The sequence below is a fragment of the Enterococcus raffinosus genome (assembly GCF_019175485.1).
Classification (GTDB): domain Bacteria; phylum Bacillota; class Bacilli; order Lactobacillales; family Enterococcaceae; genus Enterococcus_A; species Enterococcus_A raffinosus.
Genome location: NZ_CP072888.1, coordinates 17,516 through 32,276, shown reverse-complemented (window position 1 = coordinate 32,276; position 14,761 = coordinate 17,516). Strand labels below are relative to the sequence as shown.

Sequence of the window (14,761 nt, the reverse complement as noted above, 5' to 3'; positions counted from 1 at the left end):
AAAAATTATTGAATACCCTTTGCTGCTTCGATGATTTGATTCTCAACTTTTTCGGTTCCGATACCCGTCAAAAAGGCCATTGCTGAGATCGCAGGAATTTTGTATTGAGTCGGCAACATGGTCGTTGAAATCAACATGTCTGCTTCATCTTGCTTTCCAGCTGCTTCTGCAATCTTGATCTGTGTGATTTCCACCGGCATATCATTTCTGGCAAATAAATCCTCTACCTTTTTCATAACGACTGTTGATGTTGCGATCCCTGCTCCACAAGCTACTAATACTCGAATTGTTTTCATAATGTTTCTCTCCTTTTTTCTACAATTGATTTTTTTTAATCGTGCTGATTAACTCATTTTCTGTGGTGGCTAATAAAAGTTCTGATAAAACCGTTTCATTTTGCAATAATCCCATCAACGATTGCAGCATTTTCAGCTGGGCATGGGGCTGATTCAATCCTAGAACAAAGACAATTTGAGCCTTTACTTGGGTACTGTTGTCTTCCATACTGTAAAAAACAACCGGCTCTTGAAGCGTAATCACCGCTACGAATTCTTCCAATACACACTCAGCGTCTGTATGGGGAATCGCTGCCCCGAAGTTCATCAATTGAATGCCTGTGGGAAATGTCTCTTCTCGTTTTCTGATCCGTTCTAGGAAATCATCCCTTACCCAGCCTAGATCCAAAGCCTTCTGAGCTACCTGCTCAAATAATTCTGCCTGGTTAGAAAAATTTTCTTGCGCAAAAACTAGTGGTTCCTTTACGTAAGAACTTAGTGTCGTTTCTGTCATTATTTTGCCCTCCAATACTCATCGTTGAAACGAATCAACGCCTCCCGAATCTCTTCCTTCGTAGTTGCTTTTTCTAATTGTGTTAACTCGTTCGCTCCAGCTAAACTCATCATTTCAAAAATCAAATCTAAATGTTCTTCTTTATCATTAGATCCCAACAAGATGACCGTATGGATTTTTCTGCCATCCTCTGTCGGAATTCCTTTTCTCACGAGTCCTAGACTAATACCTACGCCGATTGCTCCAGCCTCACTCACAGTATGGGGCAACGCAATTTTATGGCGTAAGACGGTGTATGCTGGCAATGTCGGCATTTCTTTTTTCAATGCGTTGATGTACTCTGTCGTGATCACCTGCTGCCGTTCTAAAGGACGAGCTAATGCTTCTAAAACCTCCGACCAGCTGATCTCTTCTTCAAAGATCTGGATCGTTTCCCCTTTTAAAAGATCAATCAAATGCGGTCGTTTCTTTGCTAAAATTTTCGATTCCTTAGGAGCAAACAAACTGAGTAATTCTTCATAAAGACTTGCTTCATCTAGGACCTTGGCGTGTTTTTTTACCACTGCTAAAATTTTCTCTGGAGTAACAATTTCTGTCTGGATGATTGCCGTAGATCGCAGAACTCTTTCCCTTAGTTGGCGTTTTTCCTGCTCTGAGAGAAAGTTATTGACTACAAATACCTTCTTCTCCGTTTTTAACGGTACCGCCGAGAAAATAAAATCGACATCGTAGTCCTTTCGATAGAATTCCCGCGCAGACATTGACATAATAAAGTCAATTTCAGGCAACAGGTTCTTCAATGTGTTCTCCAATAAAACAGCGATTGAGATACCATTGGGACAGACAATGATTGCCCGTTTACGATTTTCTGGATGGACAATTTCTGTGCTTTCAACAATATGACTTCCGATAAACAGTGAAATAAAAAACAATTCCGCATCCGGTACTGATTGCCCAAAATAGGTTTCCAACGGACCACTCGCTTCTTTGACTAAATAAAAGAGTGAAAATAAATTGGCGTCTTTGTTTTCCTGATAAAAACGAGTCTGCAGATTCAAGTGATATTTGATTCGATAGTAGGCTGGCCTCATATGGACTAGCAAACGTTCTAAAAGCTTTTCCTTCTCTTCTAAATTGACACTGGCAATTCGTTCAAAATTGGCAATCACTTTTTCCAAAGCTTCCTTCATCTTGTTGATCTCTTTTACTGATAAAATGTCGCCCCGAGAAAGGTTAGTGGTCAACAGCAGCATCGTTACATAAACTCGTTCATTCTCACTTAAACCATCAACATCCCAAATGACCCGATCCGCCGCTAAATATTCCTTTGTATCTGCCAGTTCTCGATAATTCACTTTAAAGCTATAGGAGATCAGTTTCCCTTTTTGCGCCCGTCGGATCATTAGAATAATCAATAGCGGCAAGGTTTTTAGTCGTTCATCCGTGAATTGTACCTCTAGCTCTTCCTCCACCAACTCTACTCGTTTGCGGAAAATGTCGATCTGTTGCGGATCAATATTAGCAAATTGGATGATGAAGTTGATTCCGTTGTACATCACTGCTAAATTATTCAACAAGTCGGATAAAACATTCCGCTTATTCCATTCATCTCCTTGAATGAAGTAACCTTTTTGCCTGGTATACTTCAACGTTAATTGATGTTGCTGCAATTCTTGGTCGACCGCCTTCAAATCTCGCAGCACGGTATTCCGACTGACCTTCAATTCATCAATAAAATGATTTAGTGATAAATAATCCTCTTTACTCAATAGCATCAATTCAATTATGGCTGCTCGCTCTTTGCCGGAGAATACATAACTTTCCACTGTTTCCCCTAGCTGCTCATCACCACCCTTATAATTTGAAAGAATCTCATTTGCGATGAGAAAATGACCATTTTTTGTTCGTTTGATTTCGCTCAGTTTTTCTTCTAATAAGGAATCATTGATTTTTTTCAACGCATAATTCAATTGCCCTCGCGTCAAATCAAACTTCTCACATAACGCCTTACTAGTAATTTGTGGGTTGTTAACTAATTCAACAAAAATCTGATTTGTCCGTTCTTCTAAATTCATTGTCATCCCTCTTTACCTCTTCAATTTATATGAAAAACGCTTACATTTCTACCTTCTTTGTTCCCAATTAATTCGGTGTTCTTTATGCAACTTGGTGCTTACAAATACTTTCTTTCACAAAAAAAATTGATCAAAAACTAAAAACCCTTAAATAAAGGTGAAAAATCACGTTAACGTTTCTGTTTTTGATCACACATTATGCAACTTGGTACTCTCGTTCTCTACTCATTTTAGCAAGAGTCTCATTATTTGTCTGTTTTTTATGTAAGCTAGACTTTACTGTTTTTTACAGAAAAAAATCTGACACATTAGCTGTCAGATTTTTATTTCTTGAGTATTCTATTTTTTTTTAAGAAATCTGGCTTATTCTACTGCTAAGCGTATCTCATAGGGAGCGATTCTAAACAGCTGAACCAAAATATTGTTTACCTGTTCAAATAATTCCTTATTGTCATCATACTGTTGCTTTGTTTGAATTCGCTGATTGCCTGCTTGATAAATTATTTGGTCCCCTAGATATTTCGGTTTGATCACATCATTATCCTTTTTCAAAACAATCTCTTCTTCTCCGATTCCGATTGGAATAGCTGTCTCCCGCCAACCATTTTTTTGGGCGATTGCTTGGACTAGTGAGGGAACATCAAACTGATCTAATACAGCGGATCGTTGATCTTCAAAATGAATCGTGAAGGTCTCTGTATTTTGTAGACCACAGGCATTACACCCACCCTCAATCAAAAAGGCTTTACTGGAAATCGCTGCTTTAGGCACGCTGATCCCTCACTTCTTGATAAATTTGAGTCATAGCGTCCACGTCCAAATCAGCAAAGGTCGAAACCACGACATCCGCAAAGGCCAAATCTTGCTTTGGAAAAGCCGGATTGGCAAAACCTATACAGACCATTCCTGCATTATGAACCGCTCCGGCACCATTTTTCGTGTCTTCAATGCCTAAACAATTTTCAGGCTTTATACCTATTCGCTCTGCCGCAGCTAGATAAACATCTGGGGCTGGTTTTGAATGGGTTACCTCTTCTGTACTAACGACTTCTGAAAAATACTCAGACAAGCCAATTTCCGCCAAATTTACCTTGATCTCTGCTAACGATGAGGATGACGCTACAGCTAATGTTAAGCCGCCATCATACAATCGCTTCACGAACTCCTGTACGTGAGGTATTACCTTGATTCCATCGCGTTTAATCATTGCTTGGCGCAAATCAGTCATACGCTGAACATACGCTGCTACAGATAAAGGCAGTGAAAATTCTTGCTTCATTTGTTCCCACATATACTCACTAGTCGTTCCCATGAACTGAAAATGATAGCTTTCTTCTACTTCGTGCCCGGACTCTTTTAAGATCTGTGATTTACTTTGGAAATACGTATATTCTGAATCTACTAATACACCATCCATATCGAAAATAATCGCTTCTAGCATAGATACCCTCCTTGAACTCTCCTTCATTCATTGAAAAATAAGAGGCACCGCACCTCAAATTGACAATAGATATTCTCAAAATAGTTTACCATAGGATTTTCGATAAATGGAACTGGATTCTTTTACTTAAAGAGACAAAAATACGTTTATCTAGACCAGAAGGTATATTTTAATGAAACTCTTAATTATAATACAATTCACTTTCCTTTTTCAAACCGTAAAATCGCCATTTACCCCTCAACTTAGCATATTTACATTCTACAAAGCCTAATTCTTCGTTTCAAACCTTCGAAATTGAGGGGGCTTGTTCGATTTTGCGGTTCGCTTTTATTTTTGAAATGCTCTATCTTATAGTCATCGGCCGAATATTTTTTTGAATAAACCATGTGAGAAAGGAAATTCCCTTCTCTCTTTGTGAACCAAAAATAAGGAGGAGATCCCATGAATGAACAAGTTCTTTCGTACCGCCAATTGTTCAACTTAAAATCAACAACCTTAGAAAAACGCATCAAAGACTATTACTACAGTACACAAAACATCAGTTTAACGATCAAATACATTCTCACTTTAAAAGTACGGCACCAGCTAGGTGCGGAGGAGTTTGCCTTCATTCTGAAGGATCTTGTCCGTGAGATTTTTATGAACACCAAAGCCACTCGCACCATGAAGCGCTTCTTTTATTATTTTCAGGATTACTTCATGGCACCTGAATGGCAAGCATTAAAACTGAGAACCTTCCCTATCCGTAACTTTGGTGAAAAAGCCGTGTCCCTTGTCCGTTCCTTGATTGCCAAAGTCCGTCCTGATGAAACGAATGAACCTTGATGAAAAAGAATCTACACAAAATATTTAAGAAAGGAAAAGAAGGATATGCAACAAGATTTAGTCGCGACCTTTACCAATGGTCTAGGAAAAACACACGACTGGAAATATAGCAATCTAAAGAATGATCTGCCAATACCCGTCATCAAAGAAGCTTGCGAACTCTTAACCACGTTGGATATTTTTGAAGAAAATGGCGTAAAACTATTTGATAAAGTGGTCACCGCAAAGATCATCACCACCACAGAAACCGAGATTTTCGATAAAGAAAAGGAGTCCAAAGAAGAAATCCCTTGCGATAAAGAAAAAATGGTTCCTTTTCCAAAGATTGAGAAAGAAACCAAAATTCCAGCTGTTAAAACCGAAAACAGCTATAACTATTTATTCGATGCATCCCGAACTGCCCTTGCTGAAAAACTCGAAGGACCAGCAGAAACGAAAAACGTCTCGCCTTCATTAATCATACCTGCACCACAAATCGGAAAAAAGACGATTCCGTCAGTAGAAACGAATTCTGTAAGTGAAACTTCACCCACTTTAGCCACGCCTGCGGTAGTTCCAAAACAACACGCTACGCAAAAAGGCTTCTTTGCTTGGCTTCGTCGAAGGAAGAATCGCAACAAGGACGATCCAGACATCCGTTCACGAGATGGTGATTTACACACTTAAATTCTGCCCTTCTCAAATGACCTACGCGTAGGTCTGTTGCTTTCGTCTCCCCTTACTTATACAAAGTAACCTGGGATAACAAAAAACACCTGCAACTTTTCATACATAGTCACAGGTGTTGAGAAGCATCTCTTTCAAAGTAGACCTTTTTTGAGGAATACGCTTTTTACAATGTTTTTTCGATCGATTTTTCTGGAATGAACCACATTAATAAAATCAGGACATTGACAATCAATACTGCAATTGGAGCAATCAATTTCCCTAGGATCAGTGCCACAATTGCTAAACCTATAGATAAATACAATTTCGGATAATGTTTAAATAGTTGTCCAATCTTAGAATCTTTTCCATTTGCTCTTACAAGTGCTCGCACTAACAAGTAATAGGCAAAATCAGTACCTAACGTGACAAAACCATACAACGCCTGTGGTGCCCATGAAAAAGGATAATCCCCGACCCAAGCAGTCACATAGGGAAATAAGGTCATCATCAAAATCAAAAAGTTATTTGCCCAAAGAACCCAGCCATCTACTTTATGCACTAATTGAAAAAGGTGATGATGGTTGTTCCAATAAATCGCTAAACTAACAAAACTGATCAGATACACAATAAATTTATGCTCCATATGTAGAAAGGCAGACCAAGTCGGTCCATTTGGTTCATGTAATTCTAAAACCAGCAAAGTCATAATAATAGCAATGACCGCATCTGTAAAAGCTTCAATTCGAGATTTTGGCATTTTTCTTAACTCCATTCAATACTTACTAAAAATTAGTTTCTTCGACTCCTATTTAACCAAAAAAGAGCCTCGTTTGCCAATAAATACGTCTTAAGTTGGACGTAAGTGAGAAAATAGTTTGCTAAACTGTATTTAAGTTAAAACAAATGGAAAGAAGGAATTTAAAATGATGAAAGAATACCCTATGGTTGTACGAATTTTAGCTGTTGTCGGCTTTTTCTTAGTTGCTAGTTTGATTTTAAGTATCGTTGGTCCAATCCTTTCTGGATTAATTGGCTTATTCTTTAGAATCGCCATTCCTTTAGCGATTGCTTACTTATTAGTCAACTGGTTGACAAAACGTCGTGGACGGACATATTAAAAAAACAGAAATCGTCGAAAGCTAAGCTTTCGACGATCTTTTTTGTATTACCCTAACGCTACATCTAAAATCATCATAATAATAAATCCAGACATCGCACCAAACACACCATAATGATGTTTACTATCCGTTGTTGCTTGTGCTTCTGGGATCAACTCTTCTACTACGACATAGATCATGGCTCCAGCAGCGAAAGATAGTGCATAGGGCAATAGTGGCTCAACACTTGTCACTAGTAATGCACCAATTACGGCGGCGATCGGTTCGACTAACCCTGAAGCTTGGCCGTAAAGAAATGATTTGGTCCGACTTAACCCTTCCTGACGTAAAGGAATCGACACCGCCGCTCCTTCTGGAAAGTTTTGTATCCCAATACCTAATGATACTGATATTGCTGCCAAGACTGCCACAGTTGGATTGGCGGCTTCATTAGCAGCACCAAATGCAACTCCAACAGCTAATCCTTCTGGGATATTGTGCAAAGTAATCGAAAATACTAATAAAATTGTTCGCTTTAAATGACTAGGAAAGCCCTCTTTTTCTTTGTTTGGTCCAAAATGCATATGCGGGATTGTTTTGTCCGCAAGATAGAGAAACACTCCGCCCAAACCAAAACCAAGACTAACCACTAGCCAAGGAATCGAGCCATTTTCCTTGGCAGCTTCTATAGCCGGATCTAATAAAGACCAAAAACTCGCCGCAATCATCACGCCTGAGGCAAAGCCCAGCATCAGATTCAATACATTTCGATTGATATTTTTAAAGAAAAAAACCAATGCGGCACCTAAAGCAGTCATTCCCCAAGTAAATAGCGTCCCAACTAACGCTTGCTGCCATACTGCTAAGCTTAATATCCACTCAACCATGTGAACCTCCTACTTTCAACAATTATTCTTTCTTCTTTTAGTAGCACCCATTTCAAGAATCTGTCCTCAAGAGATGAAAAAAATTTATCTGCCTAAAATGAATGGGTATCCTGAAAACGTTTGTTCAAAATTACTTTATCATGTTTTAGGCGAGCCTGTAAACTTCTTTTGAGACACTTTCTTTGCTGGTTTTTTTAAGACGCGTTATACTTTTTGGGTAGGAAACTTACAAAAAGAAAGTGAGTGAAAAAAATGTCAAAAATTAACGCAGGAGTTGCAATGGTCAACGTGTTAGAAGCTTGGGGAATCGATCATATCTATGGTATTCCCGGTGGATCATTCAACTCAACAATGGATGCCTTGTATCATGAACGCGAATCCGTTAAATATATTCAAGTACGTCACGAAGAAGCGGGCGCTCTCGCTGCCGCAGCTGATGCAAAACTAACTGGTAAAGTCGGTGCTGTCTTTGGTTCTGCTGGTCCTGGTGCCAGTCATTTGATCAACGGTCTTTATGACGCGCAAATGGATCATGTTCCTGTTTTGGCTTTATTGGGACAAGTCGCCTCTACTGCTATGAACTATAATGCTTTCCAAGAATTAAATGAAAATCCGATGTTTGCAGATGTTAGTGTCTACAATCGGACGGTGATGACAGCGGAAAGTTTGCCTCATGTGATTGATGAAGCGATTAAAGCGGCTTACCAACAAAAAGGCGTAGCAGTTGTTACTATCCCTGTTGACCTTGGTTTTGCAGAAATTGAAGAAACAGAAATCGCAACAGCCAAAAATCATAAAACAGGTGTGCTACTTCCCGACGAAGCAGATCTCAAAGCAGCCTTACCATTGATTGAAGCAGCGAAACAACCTGTTCTTTATATTGGACAAGGCGTGCGCGGTGGCTTTGATGCAATCAAAGCATTTGCTGACCATTTCTCAATGCCTGTTGCAGCAGCGGTCTTGGCAAAAGGAATTGTCCCTGATCTTTATGAAAACTTCTTAGGCTTTGCGGCGCGTGTTGCAACAAAACCTGCAAATGAGGCTTTAGCTGACGCCGATTTAATCGTATTTGTCGGCAGCGATTTTCCATTTGGCCGTTACTTCTTTAACCCAGATGCGAAATTTATCCAAGTCGACATTGATGCGGCGAAATTTGGTCGTCGTCACCAAGTCGATCAATCGGTTTTAGGTGACGGTGCGACTGCTTTACGTCGTTGGGTCGAACTAGGAAACGCACGTCCAGCGGATGCATGGCTTAAAGCCAATCAAGAAAACATTCGCAACTGGCATGCTTGGCGTAAGAGCTTCTATAATGATGAATCAATGCCCCTACGTGCAGAACCTGTCTTTAAGGAAGTAAATCGAATTGCCGAAGAAGATGCCGTCTATGTTGCCGATGTCGGAAATGTTACGTTGAACGCTATCCGTCACTTAGAAATGAATGGCGAACAGCAATTTACAACTTCCGGTTGGTTCGCAACAATGGGAAATGGTGTTCCAGGCGGAATTGCCGCACAATTAACTTATCCAGAGAAGCAAGTCTTTACCTTCAGCGGTGATGGTGGCTTTGCGATGCAGATGCAGGATATCATTACTCAGGTAAAATACAACTTACCAATTATCAACGTGGTCTTCTCAAATAATGCTTTTGGTTTTATTGAAGCTGAACAAGAAGATACTGAACAACAAAAATTTGGTGTTTTCTTAGAAGGAGCTGACTTTGGTAAAGTTGGGGAAGCACTTGGCGCTGATGGGTTTACCATCACTGAATATAGCCAATTAGAACCCGCCTTCACCGCGGCCAAAGCAAGCAAGCGTCCCGTTGTTATTGATGTTAAAATCAAGGATGAACGTCCTTTACCAGTGGAAGCATTAGAGCTTGAACCAGAAAAATTCTCTGCCGAACAAATCAATGCCTTCAAAGAAAAATATCAAGTACACGATATGCCAACATTGCGTGAAATCCTAAAATAGACCAAATGAATATTGTTTGTGTGATCCTTTTTGGAAAAGCAGACTAGTAATAGACAAAAAAGGTTGTGCCTAAATTTTTGGCACAACCTTTTTTACATTCTGCGAATCGTTTGTTTTGCTTCTTTTTCTAATTGCTTGGTCAGTTCATCTGCTGGCAATTCTCGATTGACCAACGCCTGCAGGACCATTGGTAAATTCACTCCCGTCACTAGAGACTGACGTGAATCACTCATCACACAGAAGCTGGCATAGCGAAAGGGTGTACCGCCAAACATATCCACCAGCCAAACAAGTTCATCCACTTTCGTTAATAATTCTTTAGCATAGTCCTCAATATTTTCTTGCAGCCCTGTAGCCCCTGGTTCGATATTTAAAGTCTCCACACAGCTTTGCTCACCTAGAATGGACTCCGCTGTCTTTAACAGACTGTCCGCTAAATGGTCGTGGGTCGCGATAATGATCCCGATCATACTGACACATCCCTTCATTGCCAAGTCTATCCTATTTTAATTCCCAAGTAAATTCTTAACGGTTGACTTGAAACTTCAGATGTTCCCCGATATAATGCAAAGAGGCCTTGCGCCAATACTGATAAAGCGAGGAAAATCATTGATTACAGTAAGTGACGTTAGTTTACAGTTTCCTGATCGTAAACTATTTGATGACGTAAATATTAAATTCACTCCCGGCAATTGTTACGGGTTGATTGGTGCCAATGGTGCCGGAAAATCAACCTTTCTTAAGATTTTAGCAGGCGATATTCAGCCTTCTACCGGCTCTGTTACCCTAGGACCAAATGAACGGATGGCTGTTTTAAAACAGAACCATTTTGATTTCGAAGAATATACTGTTCTAGAAACAGTCATTATGGGACACGAACGCCTATACCAAGTCATGCAAGAAAAAGACGCCATTTATATGAAGGAAGATTTTTCTGACGAAGATGGTATTCGCGCAGCAGAACTAGAAGGTGAATTTGCAGAACTTGATGGTTGGGAGGCTGAACCAGAAGCCGCTGTTTTATTACAGGGATTAAACATTCCTGAAGAATTGCATCAGCAAAAAATGAGTGAACTGACTGCTGGGCAAAAGATCAAAGTCCTTTTGGCACAATCCCTTTTTGGAAAGCCTGACGTTCTATTACTAGATGAACCAACGAACGGACTAGATATCCAATCCATCAACTGGTTAGAAGAATTCTTGATTAACTTTGAAAATACCGTAATCGTCGTCTCCCATGACCGCCACTTCTTAAACAAAGTGTGTACGCACATGGCCGATTTAGACTTCGGTAAAATCAAATTATATGTCGGAAACTACGATTTCTGGTTAGAATCAAGCCAGTTAGCAGCAAAATTACAATCTCAACAAAATGCGAAAAAAGAAGAACAAATCAAAGAATTACAAGAATTTATCGCTCGCTTCAGCGCTAATGCGTCAAAATCTAAGCAAGCAACTTCTCGTAAAAAGATGTTGGATAAAATCACATTAGACGATATCCAGCCTTCTTCACGTCGGTATCCTTTCGTACAATTCAAACCTGAACGAGAAATCGGGAATGATTTACTACAGGTAGACAATGTCAGTGTAACGATTGATGGCAAGAAAATTTTAGACAATATCTCCTTTACCTTGAATCGTGATGATAAGGTTGCCTTCATCGCTGAAAATGACTTAATCACAACGACCTTGTTCAAAGTCATCATGGGAGATCTTAAGCCTGATACAGGAACGATTCGTTGGGGTGTAACAACTAGCCAGGCTTACTTGCCAAAAGATACGACAAAAGAATTCGACAGTGACATGCCGATTCTTGATTGGCTACGCCAATACGCCAGCAAAGAAGAGGACGATAATACCTTCTTACGCAGTTTCTTAGGGCGCATGCTATTCTCAGGTGACGAAGTAATGAAGCCTGTCAATGTCTTGTCCGGTGGTGAAAAAGTTCGCTGCATGTTATCGAAGCTAATGCTGTCAAAATCAAACGTCTTAGTCATGGATGATCCAACCAATCACCTAGACTTAGAATCGATTTCAGCATTGAACGATGGGCTGATCGCTTACAAAGGATCACTACTATTTGCTTCTCACGACCATCAGTTTATCCAAACGATTGCCAACCGTATCATCGCTATTTCTGAAAATGGTGTTGTGGATCGTGCGGAAACAACCTATGATGAATTTCTGGAAAACCCAGAAGTTCAAAAGCAATTAAGCAAATTGTATTAAAAAAAAGCCTTCGCGATTTTTTCTCGCGAAGGTTTTTTCTATTAAATAAATTGTACAAGTTCCATCAAGATCGGAACGACAATCACAAATAATACGGTACTTGTTGTAACCAAGTTGGTTGCGTATTTGACATCCCCATGAGCTTCATTTGCTAAGATTGGCAAAACAGCTAACATTGGTGTCGCAGATTGTACAATCAATGTTTGTTTCAATAAAGGTGCTAAGCTTGCGCCAAAAGCATTTGATCCCAGAGCAATCAAAGCAACTAAAACTGCTGGTGCCAAGACGAAACGTCCTAATAACGCTACGATCGTATCGCGATCAAAACGAATACTCTTCAAGCCAGCGTCATACAAAACAATCCCAATATAAAGCAAGGACAATGGCGTTACAATACTACCTACATAGCCAAGTGTCGCATTGATAAAGCTTGGTACTGGAATGCCTACCAACAAGAAGATGATGGCGACAATAAATCCAAGTAATGGTGGTGGCAACAGTTTCTTCCAGTTTAATTTCGCTTTATTTTCGCCTTTTACTTTCGTTGGGTCATCATTAGAGATTAAGAATACCCCAAACGCCCAAGTAGAAACGGTGTTTGTCACATAATAAACCAAGAAGTAAGGCAATGATTTTTCACCGAACAAAGCAATATTTAAAGGTAACCCAATGAAGATCGTATTCGCATTGACGACCGCATTCATGAATATCCCACGACGTCCCGGACGAATCTTTAAAATTTTCACTAACGCATAAGCTAAGATATAAGAGATAATGACTGCCCCAACTGGGTAGATTAAACTACCCGATAGTTGGAACAAGCTCTCTTTTGTTAAATTTTTTAATACGGATACAAAGATGGAGGCTGGTAAAGCCACACGTGTGATTAATGATGAAATACTTTTTCCAAAGCTATCATCAAACCAACCCTGACCTTTCAAGATATATCCTAAAGCAATCATAATAATGATGCTTAAAACACTTTGGATTGATTGAAAGAAAATCATCTTTTCTTCCCCCTTTTTCATAAGTAAAGACTTTTTTTACTGTATATATGATTTAATCAACATCAAGCGGTTGGTATTCTGGATACCATTTCATCTCTTCAACAGCCTGTTTGATGTCTTTGATTTCTTCTTTGTTTAAGTTTTGATCAACTACGCTTTTCACAACTACTTCAGCGATTGTTTGAGAGAATTCAGTTAATTTTGATACAGGTGGTAACACAGCAGCTCCTGGTTTGCTTGTATCAACGATTCCTCCTAGTGCATGACTCGCTTGGGAGAGCATTTCACCATTCACACGTTTCGCAGTTGAAGCAATAATTCCAAGTCCTAAACCAGGGTACATCAGTGCATTGTTGGCTTGACCGATTTGATAAGTGACACCATTATATTTGACGTCATCTGCTGGAATCCCTGTTCCGATCAGAGCTTTACCATCTGTCCATTTGATTAGGTCTTCCGCCGTTGCTTCGGCTAATTTCGTTGGATTAGATAATGGGAAAATAATCGGACGCTCTGTATGAGCAGCTAAATCTCGGACAATTTCTTCGGTAAAGGCACCTGGTTGAGTGGAAGTACCGATAATAATTGTTGGATGGATCGCTTTAACAGCCGCCGTTAAGTTCGTCAATTCATCCGCATTTGAAAATTCACTGCGTTGACGGACAAAGTCTTTTTGACCTGGAGTTAAATCTTCCGTATCTTCAAATAAAACACCTTGTTTATCAACCATATAGAAGTGTTTCCGAGCTTCTTCTTCAGACAAGCCTTGGCGTTTCATTTCATCTAGCAATTGGTTCGCAATTCCAACACCAGCAGTTCCAGCACCAAAAGTCATTACGGTTTGTTTGGTTAAATCTTCTTGGGAGATGTTCAACGCACCTAGAACACCTGCTAACACAACAATCCCAGTTCCTTGGATGTCATCATTGAAGGTCGTGATTTTGTCTTGGTATTTTTCCAAGATGTTCGCTGCATTTGAACGACCGAAGTCTTCCCAGTGAAGTAATACCTCAGGGAATAGTTCTTCTACAGCTTCGACAAATTGATCGATCACTTCGTAATATTTATCCCCATAAACACGTTCATGTTTGTTCCCTAAGTACAATGGATCATTTAGTAATTCTTGGTTATTCGTTCCAGCATCAATGGATACAGGCAAGACTTGTGCTGGATTGATTCCTGCGGCTGCAGTGTAAACCATCAATTTGCCAATCGCGATGTCTACTCCGTTAACACCCCAGTCACCGATACCTAAGATTCCTTCAGCATCTGTAACAACGATTAAGCGAATATCACGGCCAGCAGCTGCATTCTTCAAGCTTTCTTTGATGCTTTCTGGATCATCAATTGAGATGAATGCGGCATTTTGTGGTTCAACAAAGAGTTCATTGTATTGTTCAATTGAATCCGCCACAGTTGGATCATAAACAATTGGCATAAATTCAACGACGTGTTGTCCCATTAACTTATAAAATAGTGTACGGTTCGTATTAAAAATTTCCATCAAAAAGAGACGTTTTTCTAAGTTCGTTGTTTTGCTCTGGTATTGACCGTAAGCTTGATTCGCTTGTTCTTCCAAGGTTTGCACTTTGGATGGCAACATGCCTGTTAAACCATATTGTTTTCTTTCTTCTTTTGTAAATGCGGTTCCTTTATTTAAAAATGGGTTATTTAAAATTTCGATTCCTTTCATACTTTTCTCCTCCTTATTGATTACAGTTAGCACATTACACGCATTCGCCAACTATAGTCAAAACAAAAGCTTAGGATAAATTTTATTTATATGATA

15 protein-coding genes are annotated in these 14,761 nt (G+C 39.6%); 5 read left to right on the top strand and 10 right to left on the bottom strand.

Annotated features, from left to right (window positions below; genetic code table 11):
- Positions 1-5: 5 nt before the first annotated feature.
- From J9537_RS00150 to J9537_RS00130, 5 genes are all read right to left on the bottom strand, one after another.
- Positions 6-296 carry a PTS sugar transporter subunit IIB gene (locus J9537_RS00150; protein ID WP_010747390.1) on the bottom strand — a complete coding sequence of 97 codons (291 nt, stop codon included), beginning with the start codon at positions 294-296 and terminating at the stop codon, positions 6-8.
- A 19-nt stretch (positions 297-315) separates the two neighbouring features.
- The gene (locus J9537_RS00145; RefSeq protein ID WP_218256277.1) at positions 316-789 is read right to left on the bottom strand and encodes a PTS sugar transporter subunit IIA; all 474 of its coding nucleotides are present in this window, start codon (positions 787-789) and stop codon (positions 316-318) included.
- Complete coding sequence (locus J9537_RS00140) at positions 789-2,864, bottom strand: BglG family transcription antiterminator (protein WP_218257297.1); 2,076 nt, start codon at positions 2,862-2,864, stop codon at positions 789-791. The genes J9537_RS00145 and J9537_RS00140 overlap by 1 nt, the downstream gene beginning before the upstream one ends.
- A gap of 363 nt (positions 2,865-3,227) precedes the next feature.
- Positions 3,228-3,635, bottom strand: coding sequence for a DUF4809 family protein (locus tag J9537_RS00135; protein ID WP_218256276.1), 408 nt, complete (start codon positions 3,633-3,635; stop codon positions 3,228-3,230).
- Complete coding sequence (locus tag J9537_RS00130) at positions 3,628-4,305, bottom strand: HAD family hydrolase (RefSeq protein WP_218256275.1); 678 nt, start codon at positions 4,303-4,305, stop codon at positions 3,628-3,630. The genes J9537_RS00135 and J9537_RS00130 overlap by 8 nt, the downstream gene beginning before the upstream one ends.
- 441 nt (positions 4,306-4,746) lie before the next feature.
- On the opposite strand from J9537_RS00130, the gene J9537_RS00125 reads away from it, so the two are divergent.
- Positions 4,747-5,130: a hypothetical protein gene (locus tag J9537_RS00125; protein WP_218256274.1), complete on the top strand. Its 384-nt coding sequence runs from the start codon at positions 4,747-4,749 to the stop codon at positions 5,128-5,130.
- 45 nt (positions 5,131-5,175) lie between these two features.
- Positions 5,176-5,796 carry a DUF2922 family protein gene (locus tag J9537_RS00120; RefSeq protein ID WP_218256273.1) on the top strand — a complete coding sequence of 207 codons (621 nt, stop codon included), beginning with the start codon at positions 5,176-5,178 and terminating at the stop codon, positions 5,794-5,796.
- 166 nt (positions 5,797-5,962) lie between these two features.
- On the opposite strand, the gene J9537_RS00115 is transcribed toward J9537_RS00120, so the two are convergent.
- Positions 5,963-6,535: a TMEM175 family protein gene (locus tag J9537_RS00115; RefSeq protein WP_218256272.1), complete on the bottom strand. Its 573-nt coding sequence runs from the start codon at positions 6,533-6,535 to the stop codon at positions 5,963-5,965.
- A gap of 166 nt (positions 6,536-6,701) precedes the next feature.
- Between J9537_RS00115 and J9537_RS00110 the strand changes: the two genes are divergently transcribed.
- Positions 6,702-6,896, top strand: a complete 195-nt coding sequence (locus tag J9537_RS00110; protein WP_218256271.1) for a hypothetical protein — start codon at positions 6,702-6,704, stop codon at positions 6,894-6,896.
- A gap of 47 nt (positions 6,897-6,943) precedes the next feature.
- Here the strand turns inward: J9537_RS00110 and J9537_RS00105 are convergent, their stop codons facing one another.
- Positions 6,944-7,762: a ZIP family metal transporter gene (locus tag J9537_RS00105; RefSeq protein ID WP_218256270.1), complete on the bottom strand. Its 819-nt coding sequence runs from the start codon at positions 7,760-7,762 to the stop codon at positions 6,944-6,946.
- A gap of 252 nt (positions 7,763-8,014) precedes the next feature.
- Here J9537_RS00105 and spxB point away from each other — a divergent pair, with 252 nt between their 5' ends.
- Positions 8,015-9,736, top strand: coding sequence for a pyruvate oxidase (spxB, locus tag J9537_RS00100; RefSeq protein ID WP_218256269.1), 1,722 nt, complete (start codon positions 8,015-8,017; stop codon positions 9,734-9,736).
- Positions 9,737-9,828: 92 nt separating this feature from the next.
- On the opposite strand, the gene J9537_RS00095 is transcribed toward spxB, so the two are convergent.
- The gene (locus tag J9537_RS00095) at positions 9,829-10,206 is read right to left on the bottom strand and encodes a PTS sugar transporter subunit IIA (protein WP_245001262.1); all 378 of its coding nucleotides are present in this window, start codon (positions 10,204-10,206) and stop codon (positions 9,829-9,831) included.
- A 139-nt stretch (positions 10,207-10,345) separates the two neighbouring features.
- On the opposite strand from J9537_RS00095, the gene J9537_RS00090 reads away from it, so the two are divergent.
- Positions 10,346-11,965 carry an ABC-F family ATP-binding cassette domain-containing protein gene (locus J9537_RS00090; protein WP_218256267.1) on the top strand — a complete coding sequence of 540 codons (1,620 nt, stop codon included), beginning with the start codon at positions 10,346-10,348 and terminating at the stop codon, positions 11,963-11,965.
- Positions 11,966-12,006: 41 nt separating this feature from the next.
- Here J9537_RS00090 and J9537_RS00085 read toward each other — a convergent pair whose 3' ends face one another.
- Both J9537_RS00085 and J9537_RS00080 read right to left on the bottom strand, forming a co-directional pair.
- Positions 12,007-12,972 (bottom strand): AEC family transporter, encoded by a 966-nt coding sequence (locus tag J9537_RS00085; protein WP_010747404.1) that lies wholly within the window; start codon positions 12,970-12,972, stop codon positions 12,007-12,009.
- Between the two features lie 52 nt (positions 12,973-13,024).
- Complete coding sequence (locus tag J9537_RS00080; protein ID WP_218256266.1) at positions 13,025-14,665, bottom strand: malolactic enzyme; 1,641 nt, start codon at positions 14,663-14,665, stop codon at positions 13,025-13,027.
- Positions 14,666-14,761: the final 96 nt, after the last annotated feature.